Source organism: Massilia mucilaginosa (assembly GCF_011682145.1).
GTDB classification, from domain to species: domain Bacteria; phylum Pseudomonadota; class Gammaproteobacteria; order Burkholderiales; family Burkholderiaceae_D; genus Telluria_A; species Telluria_A mucilaginosa.
The window spans coordinates 1-22,027 of record NZ_WHJH01000016.1 but is presented as its reverse complement, the minus strand read 5'-3'; the positions used below and the strand labels follow the sequence as shown (position 1 = coordinate 22,027).

General features: G+C 65.1%; 24 protein-coding genes. 13 read left to right on the top strand and 11 right to left on the bottom strand.

The window, feature by feature from the left end; all coding sequences use genetic code 11:
• The first annotated feature begins 8 nt into the window (after positions 1-8).
• The 5 genes from F2P45_RS15120 to F2P45_RS15100 all read left to right on the top strand — a co-directional run bounded on the left by F2P45_RS15120 (position 9) and on the right by F2P45_RS15100 (position 3,593).
• Complete coding sequence (locus F2P45_RS15120) at positions 9-566, top strand: NUDIX domain-containing protein (protein ID WP_166876477.1); 558 nt, start codon at positions 9-11, stop codon at positions 564-566.
• 6 nt (positions 567-572) lie between these two features.
• Positions 573-1,286 (top strand): hypothetical protein, encoded by a 714-nt coding sequence (locus F2P45_RS15115; RefSeq protein WP_166876474.1) that lies wholly within the window; start codon positions 573-575, stop codon positions 1,284-1,286.
• A gap of 8 nt (positions 1,287-1,294) precedes the next feature.
• Complete coding sequence (gene ispD, locus F2P45_RS15110) at positions 1,295-1,981, top strand: 2-C-methyl-D-erythritol 4-phosphate cytidylyltransferase (protein WP_166876471.1); 687 nt, start codon at positions 1,295-1,297, stop codon at positions 1,979-1,981.
• 18 nt (positions 1,982-1,999) lie between these two features.
• Complete coding sequence (gene ispF, locus F2P45_RS15105) at positions 2,000-2,515, top strand: 2-C-methyl-D-erythritol 2,4-cyclodiphosphate synthase (RefSeq protein ID WP_166876468.1); 516 nt, start codon at positions 2,000-2,002, stop codon at positions 2,513-2,515.
• A 121-nt stretch (positions 2,516-2,636) separates the two neighbouring features.
• Positions 2,637-3,593: a hypothetical protein gene (locus F2P45_RS15100; protein WP_166876465.1), complete on the top strand. Its 957-nt coding sequence runs from the start codon at positions 2,637-2,639 to the stop codon at positions 3,591-3,593.
• Here F2P45_RS15100 and F2P45_RS15095 read toward each other — a convergent pair.
• Positions 3,580-4,116: a PaaI family thioesterase gene (locus tag F2P45_RS15095; RefSeq protein ID WP_166876462.1), complete on the bottom strand. Its 537-nt coding sequence runs from the start codon at positions 4,114-4,116 to the stop codon at positions 3,580-3,582. The two genes, F2P45_RS15100 and F2P45_RS15095, sit on opposite strands and share 14 nt — an antisense overlap.
• A gap of 75 nt (positions 4,117-4,191) precedes the next feature.
• On the opposite strand from F2P45_RS15095, the gene F2P45_RS15090 reads away from it, so the two are divergent.
• Genes F2P45_RS15090 through F2P45_RS15080 form a run of 3 tightly spaced genes read left to right on the top strand, consistent with a single transcriptional unit; the run spans position 4,192 to position 6,240 of the window.
• A complete protein-coding gene (locus F2P45_RS15090) occupies positions 4,192-4,683 on the top strand; it encodes a MarR family winged helix-turn-helix transcriptional regulator (protein WP_370663258.1) in 492 nt (163 codons plus the stop codon).
• Positions 4,667-5,935 carry an MFS transporter gene (locus F2P45_RS15085; protein ID WP_223164750.1) on the top strand — a complete coding sequence of 423 codons (1,269 nt, stop codon included), beginning with the start codon at positions 4,667-4,669 and terminating at the stop codon, positions 5,933-5,935. Before F2P45_RS15090 ends, F2P45_RS15085 begins: the two co-directional genes overlap by 17 nt.
• Complete coding sequence (locus F2P45_RS15080) at positions 5,932-6,240, top strand: hypothetical protein (RefSeq protein WP_166876460.1); 309 nt, start codon at positions 5,932-5,934, stop codon at positions 6,238-6,240. Before F2P45_RS15085 ends, F2P45_RS15080 begins: the two co-directional genes overlap by 4 nt.
• Positions 6,241-6,437: 197 nt before the next feature.
• On the opposite strand, the gene F2P45_RS15075 is transcribed toward F2P45_RS15080, so the two are convergent.
• The 3 genes from F2P45_RS15075 to F2P45_RS15065 all read right to left on the bottom strand — a co-directional run bounded on the left by F2P45_RS15075 (position 6,438) and on the right by F2P45_RS15065 (position 10,425).
• Positions 6,438-6,890, bottom strand: coding sequence for a hypothetical protein (locus F2P45_RS15075; protein WP_166876457.1), 453 nt, complete (start codon positions 6,888-6,890; stop codon positions 6,438-6,440).
• Between the two features lie 226 nt (positions 6,891-7,116).
• Positions 7,117-8,022, bottom strand: a complete 906-nt coding sequence (locus F2P45_RS15070; RefSeq protein WP_166876454.1) for a LysR family transcriptional regulator — start codon at positions 8,020-8,022, stop codon at positions 7,117-7,119.
• Between the two features lie 54 nt (positions 8,023-8,076).
• Complete coding sequence (locus F2P45_RS15065) at positions 8,077-10,425, bottom strand: S8 family peptidase (RefSeq protein ID WP_166876451.1); 2,349 nt, start codon at positions 10,423-10,425, stop codon at positions 8,077-8,079.
• Positions 10,426-10,673: 248 nt separating this feature from the next.
• Between F2P45_RS15065 and F2P45_RS15060 the strand changes: the two genes are divergently transcribed.
• From F2P45_RS15060 to F2P45_RS15050, 3 genes are all read left to right on the top strand, one after another.
• Positions 10,674-11,312 (top strand): NAD(P)-dependent oxidoreductase, encoded by a 639-nt coding sequence (locus F2P45_RS15060; RefSeq protein WP_166876448.1) that lies wholly within the window; start codon positions 10,674-10,676, stop codon positions 11,310-11,312.
• A gap of 105 nt (positions 11,313-11,417) precedes the next feature.
• A complete protein-coding gene (locus F2P45_RS15055; protein ID WP_166876445.1) occupies positions 11,418-11,969 on the top strand; it encodes an NADPH-dependent FMN reductase in 552 nt (183 codons plus the stop codon).
• Positions 11,970-12,024: 55 nt separating this feature from the next.
• On the top strand, positions 12,025-12,927 hold the full coding sequence (locus tag F2P45_RS15050) for an ion transporter (RefSeq protein ID WP_166876443.1): 903 nt from the start codon (positions 12,025-12,027) through the stop codon (positions 12,925-12,927).
• 49 nt (positions 12,928-12,976) lie between these two features.
• On the opposite strand, the gene F2P45_RS15045 is transcribed toward F2P45_RS15050, so the two are convergent.
• Entirely contained in the window at positions 12,977-13,705 is a 729-nt protein-coding gene (locus F2P45_RS15045; RefSeq protein WP_166876440.1) for a hypothetical protein, read from the bottom strand.
• Between the two features lie 394 nt (positions 13,706-14,099).
• Here F2P45_RS15045 and phaP point away from each other — a divergent pair, with 394 nt between their 5' ends.
• Positions 14,100-14,792 (top strand): TIGR01841 family phasin, encoded by a 693-nt coding sequence (phaP, locus tag F2P45_RS15040; protein ID WP_166876437.1) that lies wholly within the window; start codon positions 14,100-14,102, stop codon positions 14,790-14,792.
• A gap of 135 nt (positions 14,793-14,927) precedes the next feature.
• Here the strand turns inward: phaP and F2P45_RS15035 are convergent, their stop codons facing one another.
• The 3 genes from F2P45_RS15035 to F2P45_RS15025 form a co-directional block, all read right to left on the bottom strand.
• A complete protein-coding gene (locus tag F2P45_RS15035) occupies positions 14,928-16,130 on the bottom strand; it encodes an acyltransferase family protein (protein ID WP_166876435.1) in 1,203 nt (400 codons plus the stop codon).
• 98 nt (positions 16,131-16,228) lie between these two features.
• A complete protein-coding gene (locus tag F2P45_RS15030; protein ID WP_166876432.1) occupies positions 16,229-16,942 on the bottom strand; it encodes a LytR/AlgR family response regulator transcription factor in 714 nt (237 codons plus the stop codon).
• Positions 16,930-17,985: a sensor histidine kinase gene (locus F2P45_RS15025; protein ID WP_166876429.1), complete on the bottom strand. Its 1,056-nt coding sequence runs from the start codon at positions 17,983-17,985 to the stop codon at positions 16,930-16,932. Before F2P45_RS15025 ends, F2P45_RS15030 begins: the two co-directional genes overlap by 13 nt.
• A 79-nt stretch (positions 17,986-18,064) precedes the next feature.
• On the opposite strand from F2P45_RS15025, the gene F2P45_RS15020 reads away from it, so the two are divergent.
• The gene (locus tag F2P45_RS15020) at positions 18,065-18,670 is read left to right on the top strand and encodes a YdeI/OmpD-associated family protein (RefSeq protein ID WP_166876426.1); all 606 of its coding nucleotides are present in this window, start codon (positions 18,065-18,067) and stop codon (positions 18,668-18,670) included.
• Positions 18,671-18,677: 7 nt separating this feature from the next.
• Here F2P45_RS15020 and F2P45_RS15015 read toward each other — a convergent pair whose 3' ends face one another.
• From F2P45_RS15015 to ribA, 3 genes are all read right to left on the bottom strand, one after another.
• Positions 18,678-19,649 carry an FHA domain-containing protein gene (locus F2P45_RS15015; RefSeq protein WP_166876424.1) on the bottom strand — a complete coding sequence of 324 codons (972 nt, stop codon included), beginning with the start codon at positions 19,647-19,649 and terminating at the stop codon, positions 18,678-18,680.
• The gene (locus F2P45_RS15010) at positions 19,646-21,106 is read right to left on the bottom strand and encodes a S1C family serine protease (protein WP_166876421.1); all 1,461 of its coding nucleotides are present in this window, start codon (positions 21,104-21,106) and stop codon (positions 19,646-19,648) included. The genes F2P45_RS15015 and F2P45_RS15010 overlap by 4 nt, the downstream gene beginning before the upstream one ends.
• 76 nt (positions 21,107-21,182) lie before the next feature.
• Complete coding sequence (gene ribA / locus F2P45_RS15005; RefSeq protein WP_166876420.1) at positions 21,183-21,827, bottom strand: GTP cyclohydrolase II; 645 nt, start codon at positions 21,825-21,827, stop codon at positions 21,183-21,185.
• Positions 21,828-22,027: the final 200 nt, after the last annotated feature.

Below are 22,027 nucleotides of genomic sequence, written 5' to 3'. Positions count from 1 at the left end.
AGCCGGGCATGGACTCGCACCTCAAGGAAAGCCGCATCGATGGCGGCGTCGCCTACGATGGCAGCTTTCTGAAGGTCTCGCACGACCGCGTGACGCTCCCCAACGGCGCCGTCGCCACCCGCGAGTACATCCGCCATCCGGGCGCCGTGGTGATCCTGCCGATCCTGGCCGATGGCCGCGTGCTGCTCGAACGCCAGTTCCGCTATCCGCTCGGCCGCGTGTTCATCGAATTCCCGGCCGGGAAAATCGATGCGGGCGAGGAGACGCTGGCCTGCGCCAAGCGCGAGCTGCAGGAAGAAACCGGCTACACGGCGACCGACTGGCAGTTCATCAGCACGATTCACAACGCGATTGCCTATTCGGACGAGCACCTCGACCTGTTCGTCGCGCGCGGGCTGACGGCCGGCCCGGCAAAACTGGACGACGGCGAGTTCCTCGACACCTTCAGCGCCAGCGTGCCCGAACTGCTGGAGATGGTGCGCACCGGCAAGGTGACCGACGTGAAGACCATCATCGGCGCCTTCTGGCTTGAAAAGCTGGCCGCCGGAAGCTGGGCGCCGGGCTGACCCGCCATGAACATCGCCGCGTCCGCATTCGCGTTCGCACTGGGCCTGGTTTGCTCGCACAGTTCCTGGGCCGCGCGCACCGCTTTCCAGGTGCGCTGCGAGGATTCGATCGACAAGGCGGTATCCGTATTGACGTCGGCGCAGAACGGCTACACCATCAACAACACAGTCTCCTTTCACGGCCTGACCGCCATGAAGCCGGGCGGGCCTACGCCGGCCGCTCCTAACTCCTTCGTGCTGGGACTGACCCGCACCGAGTCGCGCATGTCGATTGGCCTGAACGGCGCGATGCTCAAGGATCCCTTGAGCGGCTACGAGTGCGTGGCGCCGAAAATCACGGTGTCGCTGTTCTACAGCCCCATCGTGGTCTACGTCGGACGCGAGTTTTCTCCTGGTTCTTGCGCATATCAGGAAATTCTTGCGCATGAGATGCGCCACCTCAAGACCTATCTCGACCATTTGCCGAAAGTGGAAGTCACGGTGCGCGCGGCGCTGTCCAAACGGTTCGGTAACAAACCGCTCTACGCGCCGGCGGGCAGGGCTCGCGCCCTGTTGCAGCAGGAAATCAATACTGGCTGGATGACGTACATAAAGAACGAGATGGCGAAAGTGGAGATTTTGCAGGCCGCCATCGACACGCCGCAAGAGTATGCGCGCCTGAGCAAAGTTTGCAAAGGTGAGGTACAGTCCCTTATAAGACCGGCTAAACGACAACGATGACGACAGCCATGAAGCATTCCGCACCGCGCTATTTTGCCCTGATCCCCGCCGCCGGCATTGGCGCGCGGATGGCATCCGGCAGCCCCAAGCAATACCTGCCCATCGGCGCCAAGCCGATGCTGCGTCACACCCTCGATGCGTTTTTGTCGAGCGGGTTGATCGCCCATACCTACGTCGTGGTCAGCGCGCGCGACGAGTATATCGACGCCATCGTGCCATCCGGCGCAGCCACCGTGCTGCGCTGCGGCGGCGCCAGTCGCATGGAGTCGGTCCGCAACGCCCTGCGGGCGTTGGAGGGCGAGCTGCACGAGCACGACTGGGTGCTGGTGCACGACGCGGCGCGGCCCGGACTCGATGCCGCGCTGATCGACAAGCTGATCGCCACGGTGGGCGACGATCCGGTCGGGGGCCTGCTGGCCCTGCCGGTGGTCGACACCGTCAAGCGCAGCGGCGCCCAAGTCACCACCGTCGCCCGCGACGGCCTGTGGCTGGCGCAGACGCCGCAGATGTTTCGCTACAAGCTGCTGTGCGACGCACTCGCCGCGGCCACCGACGCCAGCGTCATCACCGATGACGCCAGTGCGGTCGAGGCCCTGGGTCTGTCGCCCAAGCTGGTCGAAGGACATCCCCGTAATCTAAAAGTGACGCTGCCGGCGGACATCCGGATCGCCGAGATGTACCTGGCCGCGCCTTAACCTGAAATGAGTGAGACCATGGCACTGGCATCCTACAATCCCGCACCGCCGTTCCGCATCGGAACCGGCTACGACTGCCACGCCCTCGTCGAGGGCCGCAAACTGATTATCGGCGGGGTCGCAATCCCGCACCGCATGGGCCTTCTTGGCCATTCGGACGCCGACGTCCTGCTGCACGCGATCATCGATTCGATGCTCGGCGCGGCCGGCCTTGGCGACATCGGCAAGCATTTCCCGGACACCGATCCGATGTTCGCCGGCGCCGATTCGCGCACCCTGCTGCGCGAAGTGGCGCACCGCGTGGTCGCCACCGGCTACACGATCGGCAATATCGACGCCACCATCATCGCCCAGGCGCCGAAGATGGCGCCGCATATCGCGCAGATGGTCTCGCGCATTGCCGAAGACATTGGCGTATCGCCCCAGCAGGTCAACATCAAGGCCAAGACCAACGAGAAGCTCGGCTACCTGGGCCGGGAAGAGGGCATGGCCGCCGAGGCGATCTGCCTGTTGATCAAGTCCGCCGCCGCGTAAGGACCGCCGGCAAAGGTCCGCCTGACGGCGGCCGGGAAGCTTGATCGCCGTCAGGCGGACCTGAAAACACCCCCCTACACTTGAACCTGATTCGTCAGGTTCAACTATAGGGAGAGACATCATGAAATCCACCTTATCGGCACTGGCCGTCGCCATGGGCATGGCTTTCGCCAGCGTCCCGGCGCTGGCGCAAGTGTTCGTCAACACCACCCAGCAGGGCAGCGGCAACAAGAGTCTGGTCGAGCAGCGCGAGAGCAGCGACTATGTCCAGGTTGACGTTACGCAAATCGGCACCAACAACCTCATCGGCGACCCTGGCACGGGTGCCAGCGGCATCGTCCAGATCGCCACCGTGGCGCGCGTGCATGTGCGCCAGGAAGGCAATGCGAATGTCGGCAACATCTTGCAGGACCATGCCGACCGCAGCGACAACAAGCTGTTCCAGACCGGCCAGGGCAACGTGGCCGTGTTCAGGCAGGACAACGTCAACAGTTCGACCTTGACCCTCGAACAGCGCGGCAGCGCCAACTACACTTCCATCAACCAGAAGGACATTCCGACCTTCTCGGTACAGGCGCGCCAGACCGGTTCGGACAACCGGATCGTGGTGCAACATTACTTTTCGGGCTACGGCGGACCTGATATTGAACAGAACGGCAAGCTGAACAAGGTGCTCATCGACCAGTCCGATGCCGCCTACTCCTTCGTGCGGGTCGACCAGGCCGGCAACCTGAACGACGCCTACGTGCGCCAGAACGGCACCGTCTTCACCGTAGACCAGTCGATCGTGCAGCGGGGCGAGCGCAACGTCGCGCGCGCCGATGAAAGCGGGCAGGTCAACGGCTCGACCATCGTGCAAACCGGCAACGACAACTTTGCCTCGGCCACATCCACCTTGAACGGCAGCGTCTCGGAGATCATCCAGACCGGCAACTACAACCGCGCCACCGCCGTGCAACATGGCGCGCTTAGCTGGACGACCGGCAACTTTTCCAGCATCACGCAAAGCGGCAATGCCTTCACCGCCAGCGTGCTGCAAAACGGCAGCGGCAATTTTTCCGCCGTTAACCAGCGCTGATATCGAACACCAGGCAGGTTGTTGTCGCAAAGGCGTACAGCTTGCCATTCGCATCGGTGATGCGCGCTTCGGCCACGCCGACCTGTCCCCCCACGCTGACCACGGTCGCCTCGGCCCGCACCGGCCCGGTCTGGTCCGTCATGGCGCGCAGATAGTTCACCTTCAACTCCAGGGTCGTGTATCCCTTGCCGGCCGGGAGCATCGTATGGATCGCGCAGCCGAGGGCGGTGTCGAGCATGGTGGCCGCGTAGCCGCCGTGCACCACGCCGCTCGGATTGTAATGCGCCAGCTCCGGCGTTCCCTGGAACACCGTGCGGCCCGGTTCCACCGAGATCGGCAGGATACCCATCAAGTGCGCGATCGGCGCCGGTGGCAGGGCGCCGCTGCCGATCGCCTGCAGGAAGTCGAGCCCGCTGCGGCCACGCAATTCGGCGCGGTCCGCCACGCCCGGCGCGGCCATGTTTGCGCGCATCGCCGTGGCATCGTCCAGCCATTGCTGGCGTTTGTCTGCTTGTTCCATCATCATCCCCTTCTTGCTGATTAAAAAGTCGGTCCATGCACACAAGGCAGGTCGATTGTAATATACTTCGAGCAATCAGTGTACCTGCACCTATTTTCCGCCGCCATGACCGATCCGATCGACAAGCCCCTGGGCTGCACCTGCTTCAAGCTGCGCAAGCTCACGCGCGCCATGTCGCGCCTGTACGACCAGCACATGGCCGCCGTGGGCCTGAAGACCACCCAATACAGCCTGCTCGCCAACGTCGCGCGCGGCGCGCTGCCGGTGGCCGAACTGGCCGAGCGCCTCGGCATGGAGCGCACCACGCTCACGCGCAACCTCAAGCCGCTGGCGGACGCCGGCTGGGTCGCCACGCGCGCCGGCGCCGACAGCCGCCAGCGCATCGTCACCATCACCGAGTCCGGCCAGGAGAAAGTTGGCGAAGCCTACCTGGTTTGGTGCGGCGCCCAGCAAGCCTTCGAACAGCTGGTCGGGCGCGACGCCGTGCGCGCCCTGCACACGCAACTGGAAACCACGCTTGTCCAACTAACGCCCCTGATCGAGGACCTGAACCATGCCCACCCAGACTGAGATGACGCCGCGCGCCGCGTGGCTCCTGATTCTCGCCGCTTCGGCGATCCTGATGATCACCATGGGCGCGCGCCTGACCACCGGCTTGTTCATGTCGCCGATTAACAGCGCGACCGGGTTAGGCGTGGCCTCGATCAGCTTTGCGATGGCGATCGGGCAGTTCGTGTGGGGCGCCGCGCAGCCGGTGTTCGGCGCCGTGGCCGACAAATGGGGCTCGGCCAAAGTCATCATCCTCGGCGCCGTCATGCTCGCCGCCGGCATGGCGCTAACGCCTTTCGTCTCGTCGCAGTGGGGCCTGATGCTGACCATGGGGTTCTTAAGCGCGGCGGGGGCGGGGGCGGGCAGCTTCTCGATCCTGATCGGCGCCACCGCGCAGCGCCTGCCGGCCGCGCGCCGGCCGTTCGCGGCGGGCTTCATCAACGCCGGCGGCTCCTTCGGCCAGTTCGTGTTCGCCCCGCTGATGCAGGCGATTATCAACAGCGCCGGCTGGGTGATGGCGATGCTGACCATGGCGGCCACCACCTTGCTGACGATTCCGCTGGCCTGGCCGCTGCGCAAGGGCGCCGGGGTGGCCAAGGCCGATCCCGCGGCCGCCGTGGTCCTGGCCAAGCCGGTCGACGCGCCCGGCATCGGCCTCGGTGCCCAGATCAAGATCGCGCTGCGCGACCGCAGCTACCTGTGCCTGCACGCCGGCTTTTTCACCTGCGGCTTTCACATCGCGTTCCTGGTCACGCACCTGCCGGGCGAAGTCGCCCTGTGCAATCTGTCGCCCGGCGTATCGGCCACCGCGCTCGCGCTGATCGGCTTGTTCAACATCGCAGGCAGCCTGACCGCCGGCGCGCTGTCGACCCGCTACCGCATGAAGTCCCTGCTGGCCCTGATGTACGCCAGCCGCGCCGTGATCATCGTCATCTACCTGCTGGCGCCGAAAACGGCCATGACCGTCTATGTGTTCGCCGGCGCGCTCGGTTTCACCTGGCTGGCCACCGTGCCGCCCACGGCCGGCCTGGTCGGCAAACTGTTCGGCATGCGCTACCTGTCGACGCTGTTCGGATTGACCTTGCTGTCGCACCAGGTCGGCGGCTTCTTCGGCGCCTGGCTCGGCGGCCTGTCGTTCGTGACCTACGGCGACTACACCTGGATGTGGTACGCCGACATCGTGCTGGCCCTGGCGGCCGCCCTGATCAACCTGCCGATCCGCGAAGCGCATGTCGTTCGCGAACCGGCGCTGGCGGCGAAAGCATCGGCATGACCCGCGATACCTGGGCTTACCGCGACGTCGCGGTCGAATCGTTCGAAGATGCGCGCAGCGGCGCCCTGCGCATCCGCCCGATGGCGGGGCAGGCCTTCGCCCCCAGCCTGCGCGTGCAGTGCGCGCGCGCGCTGGTGGACCCGGCGCTTCATCCGGCCGGCACGCGCTTCCTGCTGTCGGCCAAGCTGACCGACCGCCTCGGCGGCACGCCGTTCTTGTATGCGTACCATGGCGATCCGGTGGTGGTGCTCACGGCGGCGCAGGCGAAAAAATTCCTGGCCGAGTTCAGGCGCGGCAGGATTTAGCGATGGATTTGCTTGAGCAACTGGCCGGACTGGAAGAGGATGTCGGCCGCCACGACGAAATGGGCGCGAGCTGACATGGCGCGGCATCGTCGCTGAAGCGCGCATGAACGCATGCCTGCGCAATGCCCCGGTCAATCGCTGGCTGTAAGGCCCCGCGTGAGCGGATGCATTCAATGCATCCGCTCAGGTTCGCGTTCCTACGACGCCAATCCTTTCAAGTGCTCCTGAAATTGCTCGATTGTTTTGTCGATGAGGATTTCTTCACCAAAATAGGAATTCTCCATTCCCAGACTCAGTAGGCGAATCTCCAGTGCGGACGGGTCTCGATAATCGAGCTTCAGATTGTATTTTTTCTCGCTGTCGACCGTGGCGACGATGACGACAGGCTGCTCCCGCCCCTCGCTCACGATTTCGGCAGACAAGTTCTCCGCCAATTTCTCCAGTGTGTTCTGATATGTCATTTCCAGTTGTGCCATACCCTGGAAGTAATTCAATTCTCTGTCTTTTCGATAAAGCCATTCGGAGCTGGTTGTTCCTCCCCCAGGGCTGGCAAATCGGAAATAGGTGGCATCCCAATCAAGCTTGGTCAACGTCATGAATTCCAGCAGTACGCCGGCCATTTTCTGCACTATTTCATCTTTTTTACTCATAAAACCTATCCCATTAGATAAACGCGCGGTAAATCATACCGCACAATGCGCTGCCGACTCATCCCAAAGCGGCGGCGCGCTGCAGATCGCTGTTTAGGTTCGTGGGATCATGTTCATCGTCGCAGCATGGCGTTGTTCCGCACCCATACGCTGCATTGATGATGGCGAAATCTACAGCGAAGACGCATTCGATCCTGCTGACCTGGCCTGACGCCGGGTGCGTCGCTCAAGCAGCGTTGAAGAACCCGCGATAGAACTCGATGAATGCGCGCACCCGCGCCGGTGCCTGGCGTCCCGGCGGCAGCACCGCGTACATCCCGCCGCGCGGCAGCGACCATTGCGGCAGCAGTTCGACCACCGTGCCGGCCTTGAAGCTGGCGCGCAGGGTTTGCCCTTCCATCACCGTCACGCCCGCGCCCTGTTCGATCAGCGCCAGCAGCGCCGCCGGCGAATCGACCTGCATGCGCGAGCTGGTGTGCACCACCGTCTCGGCGCCATCGGCCCCGGTAAACGTCCAGGTCAGCGGCGTGCGCATCAGCGACAGCGCCACCCAGTCATGCCGCGCCAGATCCTGCGGCATGGCCGGATGACCGTGCCGCGCCAGGTACGCCGGCGCCGCCACCACATGCTGCGTGAACTCGCCCAGCTTGATGGCGCGCTGGGTCGAGTCGCGCAGCCAGCCCATGCGAAACGACAGGTCGATGCCTTCGGCGACCATGTCGGCCACCTTGTCGGCGGTGCGCACATCGACCGTGATGCGCGGGTGGCGCGCCATGAACGCCACCAGCGCCGGGCCGATGGAGTGTTCCACCTGCAGCGCCGTGGTGGAGATGCGCAGCATGCCGGACAATTCGCCCTGCTCGCTGCCGGCCTGCGCCAGCGCGTCGGACAGGGCGCGCAGCAAGGGCTGGCACTGCGCATGCAGCGCGCGTCCGGCCTCGGTGGGCGCCACCTGGCGCGTGGTGCGGGTAAACAGCGACACGCCCAGCTGGCGTTCCAGGCGCGCGATCTGGACGCTGATCCTGGCCTTGGCCACGCCCAGCCGCTCGGCCGCCGCCGTAAAACTGCCCGCGTCGGCGACGGCGTCGAAGATGGTCAGGCTGTTCAGGTCAATCTGGTCGAGGGGCGTCATGGACACTGTTAAGGATAGGGTAACAATCCATTATCGTCCATGACGCCCGGCGTATCAATTGCCTTCGCGTTTGGGCCCCAGTTGCCAGGTGACCCTGCCGATTTCCTCGCGCTCGAACAACTGGCGCGCGTAGACCTGGAAGCTGCGTTCGCGGTACTGCTCCGGAATCTCGACCAGCAGGCGCATGGCCATGCGCGATTTGGCCGGAAACGGCACTTCGCCGAACGCCGTGCGCCCGCTCGCGTTGACCGCCAAAAAGGCCACGCGCCGTTCGCTGTCGATCTTCACGCGCCCGTACTGGCGGCGCTCGCGCAGCATCTCGAAGTACACCAGCGGCACTTCCAGCATTGCCCGCGCGCCTTCCGGCAGGCGCGCCACCACTTCCAGCGCCATGTTGCGGGCGCGGTCCGGGGCGCCGGGCGCAAGAAAAGCCAGCGCCTTGAAGCCGCGCGGCACGGTCGGGTCTTCCACATCCGGGTCGTTGTTCTCGACGTTGAAGTTACGCCAGGTGACGTTGTTGTTCTCGCGGATGAAGCGCCGGAAGTTATCGAAATTGAGGAAGTCGGCCGGCCCCGGCGCCGGGTCGCCCACCGTGCCCACCAGCCCCACGAAGCAGTAATGGCCCGGCGCCGGAATGCCGGCCTTGGCCCACACCAGCGCGTTCGATACCGTCAGCTGCTCGCCGGTCGGCACGTTCGGCAGGACCGTGGTGCCAACCAGGTTCCACAGGTCCGGCGTGATCAGGGTGGCCACCGGCGCCCAGTACACGGTGGCCTGCACGTTGACGGCGTTCGCGCCGCCCTGGTTCAGCATCCGCACATAGATATAGTTGTCCTGGCCCGCTTCGGCCTTGTAGCCGAGGCCCGCATTGTTCTCGGTGCCGCTGCCGGCGCCGAAGCTGGCCTGCGGCGACGCCACGGTCGTCGGGCGCAGGATGATGTCCGGGCTGGCCGAGATGGCGCCCGTGTGCGGCAGACCGCTGTCGCCGACGAAGTCGCGCAGGTACACGTCCGGCCCGGCGTTGAAGAAGGTGTCGAAGATCTTGCGCAGGTTCGGCATGACGCGGATCTGGGTGGTCTCCGCCGCCGAGGGCAGGGTGCCGGTGGCCGGGTCGCTCAGCACGGCGCGCATCTGGCGTGGACTGAGCCGGTAGCCCAGCTGCGCCTGGGCGCGTCCCTGCACCGACAGCGCCGCGCCGGTGACGATCGGCGAGGCGCCCGAGGTGCCCGAAAAACCGGTGGTGTAGCCGGTGGTGGAGCCGGCGTCGTTGGACGAGCAGGTGTTGATGTTCTGCGCCCACGCATAGCAGTCGATGCGCTTGCCGTGCGGGCCGTAGGCCAGACGCGTGTGCGGTGCGGCCGAACTGGCGGCGGTGACGATGATCGCGCCCGAATCGCGGAACTGCGGATTGCCCGGATCGCGGTGCAGGATAGCCTGGCCGCCGAGCGTGGTGTAGGTATCCATGTTCAGCGCCGGCGTGCCGCCGTTATTGGTGCCGTTGCCGCCCGCTTCGACCACGATGATCCCGAGCGCGGTGGCCAGGCGGATCGCCTCGTACTCGGCATCGTAGGCTTCGATGGGGCCGAGCAGGGCGGTGCCGTTGAGGGCGACCTGGGCTTCGAGCAGCAGGGTGTCGCCGAAGGCGAGGTTGGTGATGGCGGCGATGATGGCGTTCGCGCGCGTGCTGCCGTGGAAGGAGACCACGTCGACCGAGGCGATGTTGGGCGCAATGCCGACGCAGCCGGTGGCGTTGTCGACCGCGCAGATTTCGCCCAGCACCGAGGTGCCGTGCGCGCGCGAGGTGTCGAGCAGGGTCCCGTGCAGCAGGGTGGCGCCGTGCGCGGCCAGGTCTTCGTGGTTCAGCGTCCAGCCGCGTTCGAGGTCGATGAAGCGCTGGCCGGCGCCGTCGCCGCCGGTGAAGGTCCACGCGTATTCGGCGTCGATGCCGTCCGGTGAAGGATCGAGGTAGCCCTGGTTGACCGAGCGCGGATCGTTGGCCGCGTTGACGGCGGGGTCGGGGCCGCCCTGGTCGATGTAGGCCGTCTGCACGCTGTTCCAGCGCAGCAGCGCGCGTACCAGTTCGAGCAGGTCGGTCTCGGGCGGCGCGTCGACATAGTAGAAGGTGTTGAAGTCGGCCGGCCGGTAGGACGTGTCCATGGCGGCCGCGCGGCGCTGCAGTTCGCGCAGGTCGTCGGATTTGAGCACGGTGAAGACCGGGCTCAGTTTCAGGTCGGGGAACTGCGCAATGAGGCGCCGCCATGGTCCGATGCCGGTGTTTTCGATCTGCTCGCCCAGGTCGGGACGGTCGGCCAGGTGCACGCCTTCGCGAAAGCGCACGACCACGCGCGGCCGGTCGTAACTCGCACTGTTCGTCCTGCCTTGCAGACTGCTGTGTTTGTCCATGGTATGCCTCCTGTGGGTGGCGCCCGGCACCGCGCGGCGACACGGTTTCATGTGCCCGGTCAGGCGTGTTGTCGATAATCGGCGTTATACCAGCGTCCGCCTTGCGCCAGCGCAAGCCGCCATCACATTGCCCGGCTCGCTGGATTGATAAGGAATTGGTAACAATGAAATGCGTCAAATGCCGTTTATCTCATCAATTCTTGATGGCATCATGCTCTCCATACCAACCCAACAGCAGGAGAATTGCAATGAACATCGTTTTGATCGGCGCCACCGGATTCATTGGCACAGCCTTATTGAATGAAGCACTCAACCGCGGCCATGCCGTCACCGCGCTGGCGACCCGTCCCGAGAAGCTGGCCGCGCGCGAGCGTTTGCAGGCCCACAAAACGGACGTGATGGAGGTCGCCGCGCTGACCGCGCAACTGGCCGGCGCCGACGCGGTGCTGTCGGCCTTCAGCGGCCATGCCCAGGGCGATGTGCAGGCGTATTACCTGGCCGGCGTGCGCAACATCATCGCCGCCGTCAAGGAAGCGCGCGCGCCTCGCCTGCTGGTGGTCGGCGGGGCCGGCTCGCTCGACGTCGCGCCTGGCGTGCAACTGCTCGACACGCCGGGCTTCCCGGAAGCCTACCGCGCCAGTGCGGAAGGCGCGCGCCAGGCGCTCAATCTGCTGCGCGCCGAAGCCTCGCTCGACTGGACCATGCTCAGTCCGGCAGCGATGATCTCGCCGGGCCAGCGCAGCGGCGTGTTCCGCCTCGGCGGCGATCAGCTGCTGGCCGACGCCGCCGGCAACAGCGCCATTTCGGTGGAAGACTACGCCGTGGCCATGATCGACGAGCTGGAACAGCCGACGCACAGCCGCCAGCGCTTCACGGTCGCTTACTAACTAGTCCGCAGGGGGGGGCGGAAAAGCGCGCGTGGTACTGTAAAAGTTGTTAAGATTTACAAATCACGCAGCACCGACAAACCGACCACCCCCGAAAGGACCGACATGGCTTCACGAAAAATCGCCGTCATCATTGGCAGCTTGCGCAAGGATTCCTTCAACCGCAAGGTCGCCAAGACCCTGATGCTGCTGGCGCCGCCCACGCTGGAAATGGAGATCATCGAGATCGGCCAGCTCCCGCTGTACAACCAGGACGACGACGCCGCGCCGCCGCCGGTCTACACCGAGTTCCGCGACAAGCTCAAGGAATTCGACGGCGTCCTGTTCTGCACCCCCGAATACAACCGCTCCATGCCCGCCGCGCTGAAGAACGCGATCGACGTCGGCTCGCGTCCGTACGGCCAGAGCGCCTGGGGCAGCAAACCGTGCGCCGTGGTCAGCGTCACGCCGGGCGCGCTCGGCGCTTTCGGGGCCAATCATCACCTGCGCCAGTCGCTGGTGTTCCTGAACATGCCCGCCATGCAGCAGCCGGAAGCCTACCTGTCGAACATCGCCAGCCAGTACGAAGGCGACAATCTCACCAACGACAGCACCAAGGCCTTCCTGCAGAAGTTCGTCGACGCCTTTGCGGTCTGGGTCGAACGCCACGCCGATTAATCGACAAGAGGGGGCGTTCCCTGGCGCCCCTTGTCCGTGCTAACCTGCCGGCACCATGACCGACACCTCCACTCCAGCCGCCGCCGATATCGCACCGCATACGCCGCCGCTCTTCGGCAAGCCCGACAGCGGGCTGCGCCGGCGCATCTACACCATCATTTTCGAGGCCGATACCAGCGCGGGCCGCCATTTCGACGTGCTGCTCGTTGCCATCATCCTGCTCAGTATCGCCGTCGTCATTCTCGACAGCGTGCCGTCGGCGACCGGCGCCATCAAGCGCCCGCTCACTGTGTTGGAATGGACGTTCACCTTGCTGTTCACGGCCGAATACATCGCGCGCCTGTACTGCGTGCGCCATCCATGGCGCTACGCCACCAGCTTCTTTGGCGTGATCGACCTCATTTCGGTGCTGCCGACCTATTTTGCGCTGCTGGTGCCGGAGGCGTCGGTCTTTCTGGATATCCGCATCCTGCGTTTGCTGCGCATTTTCCGCATCTTCAAACTGACGCTGTACATCAACGAATACCTGCGCCTCGGCCGCGCCCTGCGCGCCAGCGGGCGCAAGATCCTCGTGTTCCTGTCGGTAGTGGTGATGGCGGTGCTGATTCTGGGGACCGTGATGTACGTGGTCGAGGGCCCGGAAAATGGCTTCACCAGCATCCCGATGGCGATGTACTGGGCCACGGTGACCATGACCACGGTCGGCTACGGCGACCTGACGCCGCAGACCAACCTGGGGCGCCTGATCGCCGCCTTCATGATGCTGCTGGGGTGGGGCGTGCTGGCGGTGCCGACCGGGATTGTGACGGCGGAGATGACATCGCAGCGCATGAACTGGAAGCCGACCACCCGGACCTGTCCGTCGTGCCTGAGCGAAGGGCATGAAGCGGATGCGAAGTACTGCAAGGATTGCGGCGAATCCTTGCCGGCCTACCAATACGACAAGAGCACCGACTGAGCCCGCGTCGTGATGGGCCGCGCCGCACTGTTTCGGCCGGGCGAATGGCTCACACCGATGCGCCCGCGCCCGGCGCATCCTTCTCGATCCAGTAGTTGAACTGACCGAAGGTCGGCAAGCAGTCGGCCTGGCCTGGATCGAAGAAATCCTCAATCATCTGGCGGTATGCGCCGCGCCGCGAGAACTGCGCGTGCGTGGCGCTGTAGCGGGCCACGGCGGCGTGAAAGGTGCGGCGGATGCCGTCGTCCGCGTTCAGCCCCGGATGGCTGCCGGCCTTGCGCGGGCGCCCGCGTTTGACGCCGGCGCTGGAGCCGCGCGTCTTGCCCGGCGCGCCGGAGTTTTTGTAATCCGGCAGCAGCGCATCGGGATGCTGGCCGCGCTCCCAGTAGCGCCGCAGATAGCGGTAGATGGACGGGTGCGAAATTGCGTGCAGCGCGCTTTGCGCCATCACCATGCGGCCGCGGTGGCGCGCCTGGTAGATGGCCGGTTCGTCGGCGATCAAGTCCTGCACCACGGCCCACGCGCGGTCGCGCACCTGGCGGTGGCGCGCGGGCAGCAGGGATGGATCGCCGCGCGCCGCGTAAGGGTCCACCAGCATCAGCTGAGCGCGCCGCGCGCCCAGATCGGCATGCAGGGACTGCAGCGGCGCGATCTCGGGATGCGCGCCTTTCGCGCCCACGTCGAATGTGTAGGCGACGCTGGCGGCGCTGTCGATCCACAAAATGCGGACCGTGCGCTCCTGCGCCGGGTAATAGAGCAAGTCGTTTTTGAGCAGCATTGGCAACGCTCCCTTGTATATGGTGATTAGCGTATGCAGATAAGCAATTTCCATACCACAACCATGCGTGGCCGCCAGCCCTTGGCCGCCCGGGCCCGCCGGCGACGCACGGCATGCTTTTGGTGCGGCGCAGCACAAGTGCACCGTTTCAAGACAGAAAGCAGCTGAGAACGTTGCCGACTTGAACACGTTTGATATATATCAAACCCACAAGGTGATAGTCCCCTAGCCTAGTGACTCGTGCTGAAGACGATCTGGCGCAAGGTTTTGATTCGCGACAAACAGTCTTCACCGGGCATGCGCTGCGGCGGCGCGCTGAAAGGCTGGCAAGCAAGGCCGCTTATCCCCGCACCGCAACTCCTTGTACTTGATCAATTACATAAAAGAGGACTACATGTTTCCATATCCGCAATCGGTAACTCCCGCTATGCGCAGCCACCTGGACGCGCAGGTTTCCTTCCTCAACGATATGTCGAAGTCGTTGTTTAATTCGTTCCAGCAACTGTGCGCCCTGAACATCCAGCTGACCCAGACCCTGCTGGAAGAAACCGCCATGGCCGGCCAGCAAATGCTGACGGCCGACCGCCAGACCGACGTGATCAGCGCAGCCGCATCGCGCGCCCAGCCCGCCACTGAAAAACTGCGCGCCTATCAACAGCACATCTCGCGCGTGGCGGCCGATGCGCAGGTCGAACTGGCCCGCGTGACCGAGCAGCACGTGCAGGAAACCACCCGCACGGCGCGCGCCCTGGCCGATGAAGTGGCCCGCGTCGCTTCCGAAGAAACCGAACGCAGCATGCAAAACCAACAGGAAAACATGCGCAAGTTCAGCGACCCGTTCACGCAACAGGGCGGCGCCTGGCGCGGTAACGGCAGCACCGAAGTGCGCGGCAGCACCAGCATGCAGAGCGGCCAGAACGGCAGCGCGCAGGGTGGTTCGGCAGGCAGCAGCCAGAGCGACCAGCACGGCAGCATGCAAGGCAGCGGCTCGTCGCAAGGCGCGACTGCGTCACCGGCAGCTCAGTCCGGCAGTTCCACCGGCGCGGGTAGCAAATCGGGTGGTGCAAGCACCGGCAAGAATGCCTGAATAGCAGGCGCAGGTATCGCAAATCACAAGCGCGAGGGGTGCGCCTGACCGGCACAGCGCCGGTTGGAACTGGTAAGGCCGTTGCCGCCGAAGGCTTGTTGCCCCCGGCGGCAACCTGGCGCATCGTGGCGTCGTTCAGTGCGTCGTCACTTCCTGTGAGGCGCGCTGGATTTTTGCGCTTGCCTGCACGGGGGCGATGCCGAACAGCGGTCGCAAGACGCGTGAACGCCGCGCCACGTCGACGACAGCAAAACTGAGGCACATAGTCAGCACGATCAACACCAGCGCTTCGATCACGGGCGCGAGCCTGGCCGGCTGTATTGCATGTGCGATCACGACGATCAGCGTCTGGTGCACGATATACACGGGGAACACCGCCTGCACCAGATAACGCCGGTTGGCGCTGTCGCGGTTCAGGTGGCGGTACGCGAAGCCGAATACCCCAACGATTGCGCTCCACAAGAACAGCGAGTACAGGATGCGCTGCAAATTCCACATCTGCTCCAGCGCCTGGGGGATGAACAAGCTATCGGGCAGGGCGAAACAGATGGTCAGCGTGGCCCAGCAGGCCGCCGCGATGCCCAGCGCGCTCCAGCGCAGCGATTCTGCGCGCGGCCAGAACTGCGGCGCCCGCGCGAGCATGGCGCCCAGCAGAAACAGCAGCACGTAGTTCGCATGGTTGAACCAGTCGTCCACCAGCGCGTGCGTGGTCGGAAAGCGTGGCTGCAACAGCAGGCGCACGATCGCCAGCGCCACGAACGGCAGTGCGATGATCTTCCAGCCCACCAGCGACGCTGCCACGCGCGCGGCCAGCCGGTCGACGCGGCTGCCAAGTCCCGCCACCAGGCCGCCCAGCAGCAGTGTATACACCCACAGATAGGCCACGAACCACAGGTGGTTCCAGGTCGGCATGATCAGGCAGTCGGTGCCCCGGCAAAAGCCGCGGTATCGGCCCAGGTACAGCTGCATGAAGTCGGCGTAGCTGCCCTGGTAGGCCAGTTTTTCCACCACTTCCAGGTAGGCCTGCGGCGGCACGATGACCAGCATGCCGAACACCAGCGGCAGCAGCAGGCGCGCGCTGCGCTGTCCAAGGAAGCGGGCGGCGCTGGTTTTCGCCAGCATCAGGCTCGATGCCACGCCCGACACCATGAACAGCAGCCCGAGGCGCCACGGCGACGAGAGCAGCATCAGCGGTTCGATGGCGTGGCTGGCAAAGGGACTTTTGACGTGCCAGTCCCAGGTCACGTAATACATGCCGACGTGGTAAACAATCAGCACGAAAAAGGCGAGGATACGGACCCAGTCGAGAAACCAGAGTCGGGCAGGCGAGGTAGTCATGGCGCGCTTTGTGAGTGAAAAAATCACAGCCTGAATCAGCGCGGGCCGACACGCCAGCGGAATGGGGCGAGCCGGGATGACGGTGGGGTGAAGCGGCGTTACAGGCGTTCCATCAGCGTCGCGCGGTACTGGCGGCTGCATGGCACGCGCGCGCCATCGCGCAGCACCAGCTCGCAGTCGCCCTTGTCGAGCGCCTCGACCCGCTCGATCCATGCCAGTTGCACTGCTGCGCGCCGGTGGCAGCGCATGAAGCCCGGTCCCAGTTTGTCCAGCAGGCCGGCCAGCGTCTGGCGCATCAGCGGCTTGCCGTCCGTGTGCAGGATCACGTAATTGTCGGCCGTTTCGATCCATCCGATCCGGTCGATGCGGATCACACGCGTGACGCCCCGTTCGGTCACCAGCAACTGCTGCAACGCGTGTTCGCCAACGAACGGCGGCAGGGTTTGCGCGGCACGCGCCTGCAAGCGTTCGCGCAGGCGCTCAAGGGCGCGCCGCAGGCGGGCCTGGTCGTAGGGCTTGAGCAGGTAGTCGATGGCGTTGGCATCGAAAGCCTTGAGCGCATACTGGTCGAACGCGGTCGCGAAGACGATCAGCGGCGCCGGCGCGGGCAGCGACGCGGCCAGTTCGAGGCCGCTCACCTCGGGCATCTGGATGTCCAAAAACAGCGCGTCCGGCGCGCACGCCGCGATCTGCCGCATCGCTTCGACCCCGTCGCGCGCCTCAAGAATGGCGCTGATGCCGTCTTCCTGCGCCAGCAGCTGGCGCAGCCTGTCGCGCGCGGGGCGCTCGTCGTCGACGATCAGGAGGCGCATGGCACGGTCATCGTGGCGCGCACGCCGGCGGGCGCCAGCGGCGACAGCTCCAGGCTGGCACTGGCGCCGTACAGCGCCGCCATCCGTTCGCGCAGGTTGGACAGGCCCACTCCGGGCGGCGCGTCGGGGGCCAAGGTGCCGATATCGTCCTCCAGCGTCAGCACCAGCCGGTTGTCGGCGCGGCTGGCCGAGATAGCGATGCGGGCCGTCTCGCGCCGCTTCTCCACGGTGTGCTTGAAGATGTTTTCGAGCAGGGGCTGGATGCTCATCACCGGCAGCGGGCAGCTAAGTGCAGCGTCGTCGATCCGCCATGCGATGACAACGCGCCCGGCGAAGCGCTCTTCCATCACGCGGGCGTAGCCGCGCACCAGCCGCAGTTCGGTCGACAGCGGCGCTACCTGCAGCTCGCCCACGTCGAGCGTGGCGCGCAGCACGTCGGCCAGTTCGATCAGGGTGGCGTCGGCGCGCGCGACATCGGTGTGCATCAGGGATGAAATAGTGTTGAGCGCATTGAACAGGAAGTGCGGCTGCATCTGCTGGCGCAGGCGCTGCAGGTGGGCCTGGCGCAGCAGGGCGTTGGCTTGTTCGGCGCGCAGCTTCTCTTCAAGCAGCTGCCGGTACGACAGGATGCCGAACACGATCACCACGAACAGGCCGACGAACACCGACAGCTTGAGCGATTCGTACAGAAAGGTCGGCCCCCAGGCTTCGTGCTCGTAGCTTGAGCCGGCCAGCGCGTACACGCCATGGCGGATGCCGAAGGCGATCGGCACGAACGCCACCCAGTACATCGGCAGGAACAGCGCCTGCAGGCCGAACCAGCGCCACGGGGCCGCCAGCAAATGATCGTGGCGGCGCGTGAGTTGGCGCTGGATCGCCAGCAAGACGGTCGCGGCCAGCATCGAGGAGCTTTCCCACAGCACCGGCTGCCACAGCCGGGTGCCGCCGTCGCGCAGGTAATCCTCGACGGCGACCGATACCATCAGTGCCCAGAACAGCAGCCAGGCGACGCCGATGACAATGGTGGAGCGTTGCAGTGGCATGAGCGGGTGGGGGGGGGCTGGTCGAAGCGCTGATGATTGCGTATTCTCTCGATCATGTCAAAGAAATGGGAGAAACAAGATGGAGACAGCGCTGGCGCAAGACGCCACCCCGCGCGCATTTTCCTCGCAAGCCGCCTGGGCGCAGTGGCTGGCCGAGCACCATGCCGGCTCGCGCGGGCTGTGGCTGCGCCATGCGAAGAAGGGCGCCCCTGAACCGACCGTGTCGTACCAGGAAGCGCTGGAAGTGGCGCTGTGCTTCGGCTGGATCGACGGCCAGAAGAAAGCCGAGGACCAGCACTACTGGCTGCAGCGCTGGACGCCGCGCGGCGCGCGCAGCATCTGGTCGCAGGTCAACCGCGCCAAGGCGCTCGCCTGCATCGCCGAGGGAAAAATGCAGCCGGCCGGCCTGGCCGAAGTGCGGCGCGCGCAGCAGGATGGCCGCTGGGACGCCGCCTACGCACCCGCCAGTTCGGCCCAGGTGCCGCCCGACCTGGAGGCGGCCTTCGATGCGCACCCCGGCGCGCGCGCGTTCTTCGCCACGCTCAATTCGCAGAACCGCTATGCGATGCTGTTTCGTATCCAGACCGCCAAAAAGCCCGAAACCCGCGCGCGCCACATCGCCAACTTTGCGGCGATGCTGGCCCGTGGCGAGATGCTGCATCCGATCATGGCCAAGAAAGCCTGAGGTTCGTTCAATCGTCGTCGCCGCCGTCGCCCTTGATCCTGGTGCCGCGCTCGGCGTCGAGCCTGGCTTTCATGGCGGCGACATCGGTCATGAATCCGTCGACGCTGTGGTCAAGGCTGACGCGCGTCGATGGCGGCATCAGCACCGACATGAACAGCTCGTCCGCCACCCGGCCGTAGCGCAGCTGGTTGCTGATCAGGACCAGGCCCGATCCGATCATGGCGATGATCAGGCAGGCAAGCCCGAAGCGCCGGGTCTGGTGCGGCTTGACCGTCCCCAGGTGAAAGAAGATCACGCCGGCCACGATGGCGATGGCCACGTGCGCGCTGTAGGCGGTGAGCGCTTCGAGCGAGAACGCGTAGGCGGCGGCGCTCGCCCCCAGTTTGTAGGCCAGCACCGCCGTCAGGCCGCAGCCGAAAATGAACAGGTGGCGCCCCAGCCGCGCGTGGCGCCCGAACAGGCGGTTGGCGAAGGCCCACGCGCCGCCCCATACCAGTCCCGCGCCGATCCCGAAGGCCAGCGGCAGCAGGTAGCGGATCAACTGGAACGCCTGGGTGTCGCCCAGCCAGGTGGTGATCAGCGCAAAAGCGCCGGTCAGGAGCATGCCGACCACGCCGGGAATGCCGCCCTCCCAGCCGTGCATGGTGCGGTCGACCATCTCGGGTCCGACCGGAAAATCGGCGCCGCGCACGCGCAGGGTGGTGTGGCCGATGCGGATCACGGTGTCGCCGGTCAGCGCCAGGCTGGACTTGCGCTTGCCGAGGTGGATCACGCCGTTCTTGGTGCCCAGGTCGCGCAGCACGGCCTGGCCGTCCTCGCCCGCTTCGAGCACGGCGTGGCGCGGCGCGGCGAAGGCGTCGTCGAGAATGAAGTCGTTGTCGTAGCCGCGCCCGAAGCGGATCGGCAGCGCGTCGACCTGGTGCCGGTGCAGCACGTCGCCGTTGCGCGCCAGCGTTTCGATGAAGTAGGGCGCGTTCATTTGTTGTTCCCGCGCGCCAGCGCTTCGAGGAAGGCGCGCGTGGTGCGCATGCCGTTGTCGTACGAGACGCCCGACACATCGAGGCGGCTCTGCAAGGTGGCGCGGGCGTCGTCGGTGCTGGCCGTGAGCAGGGTGAAGTTGTACAGGCCCGCGAACTTGCGGTAGGCGCGCACGCAGGTCACCGCGCGCAGCGGCAGCGACTTGGTCTTGACGAATTTTTCGGTGCACATTGGCCCGGTCATGCGGGTGTCTTTGGTGCTGCCCAGGTTATCGGTCTTGAACAGGGTCGAGGCCAGCACCGCGAAACGCACCGGGTCCAGGATGGCCGAGCGCACGTACTGGTGCGTCATCGACACGTGCCCGGTCTGCTGCGAATCCGACACGAAAATGGCCGACTCCATCGCGCAGGCCATGGTGTCGGCGTTGAAGGTCGCTTCGGCCTTGACGTTCGAGCGCCCCCAGCAGCGCACCTGTTCCGACTCGCGCACCGGCACCTGGTACGGACCCATGGTCTTGAGCGAGAGCGGCGAATCGAGCAGGCGGTCGATCATGGCGCGCTGGTGCGCCAGCAGTTGCTCGCCGATCAGGGGATTGAAATCCTTCGGCTTGCTGGTCTGCGCCTGCACTTTTTTCAGCAGTTCCTGGGCGTAGCGCACCGGCACCAGGAAGCTGATCAATTCGCCATCGCGCCGCTTCGACACGTTCACGCCGGCGACCTCGCCGCCCACGGTCACGCTGGGGCCGCCGCTCATGCCCGAGTTGATCGGGCCGGTAAACATCAGCTGGTCGTAAAAGCTGCGCGAGATGATGCCGTTGTAGGAGCCTTCCGAAATGGCGAAGCCAAGGTCGAGAGGATTGCCCAGCGAATACAGATACTGGCCCTGGGTCAGCTTGACCAGTTTCTCGGGGATATTGAAAAAGCCGCTGCCGTTGCGGTTGATGCGCACCACCGCCAGGTCGTGCAGCACGTCCACGGCCAGCAGCTCGACCGGGCCGCTCTTGCCGTCGGTATCGATGTATTCGCCGACGTACACATCCGGGTCGATCGCCATTTGCGACACCACGTGATAATTGGTCAACACCAGGTTGCTGGTGCCGACCATGAAGCCCGAGCCCACGCTCGACTGGCTGCGCCCGTTCTTGAGCAGCATGCGGATTTGCAACAGGTCGGCCTTGGCGGCGGAATACACTTTTTGCGCGGCCGAGGAGGGCGGCGGCAGGGTGGCGTTGTCGTCGACGTCGGGCACGGGCGCGGTGCCGGCAGGAGGCTGGGCGCCCGGTGGAATCACGGCGGGGACGGTCGGAGGGATCGCGGCGGGGACTGTCGGAGGAATCACGGCCGGCATGGCCAGGGAAGCGGGCGGACGGGGCGGCACCGCAGGCTTGACGGGCGGCGCCGCCGCGACAGCATGGGTCGCAAAGCAATAAACAAGCACTGCGGTATTGACAAATTTCATGCAATCCTTCGGTGGCAAGAACTGTTTCTTCTATCTTGCCACCAGCTTAGCTTATTTGCGCGCTTTCCGGGTTCTCTTAAAGCTCGCCGTCCTGTGCGACCGGCTCGGCCAGCGGGGTCATCATGTGGCCGAGCTTGGCTTCTTTGGTGTTCAGGTAGCTGTTGTTGGTGGCGTTGCGGTTCACCAGCAGGGGGACGCGCTCGCTGACGGTGACGCCGAGCTTTTCCATCGCGGCAATCTTGCGCGGATTGTTGGTCATCAGGCGCAGGGAGTGGATGCTGAAATGGCTGAACATCGGCTGGCACAGCTCGTAGCTGCGGGCGTCGGCATGAAAACCGAGGGCCAGGTTGGCCTCGACCGTATCGGCGCCGGCTTCCTGCAGGCGGTAGGCGCGCATTTTGTTGACCAGGCCGATGCCGCGTCCTTCCTGGCGCAGATAGAGCAGGATGCCGCGGCCTTCCTCGGCGATGCGCTTGAGGGCGCCTTCGAGCTGGGCGCCGCAGTCGCAGCGTTGCGAGAAAAGCACGTCGCCGGTGAGGCATTCGGAGTGGACGCGCGCGAGGACGGGTTCGCCGTCGCCGATGTCGCCCAGGGTCATCGCCAGGTGCTCCTTGCCAGTTGCATGCTCGACAAAGGCGTGCAGGGTGAACTGCGCCCAGGGAGTGGGCAGCGCGCAGGAAGTCGTGTAATCGAGGAGTTCTTCAGTGACAGGGGAGGGCATGGCGATGTTCTCAAATCTATTGCTGTAGCCGCAAGTGTAGCGGAAAACGGGGGCAGCCGTTGGGGGAGGGGCTCTAGCCTGAATTTTGCATAAAAAAGGGCAAGAATGCCGTAAGTGATTGATAAAATGTGAGTTATCGAGAAACACAGCTATCAACAAAAACGCCACCTTGCCCGACATGAATTCTACCTCAGAGCAGC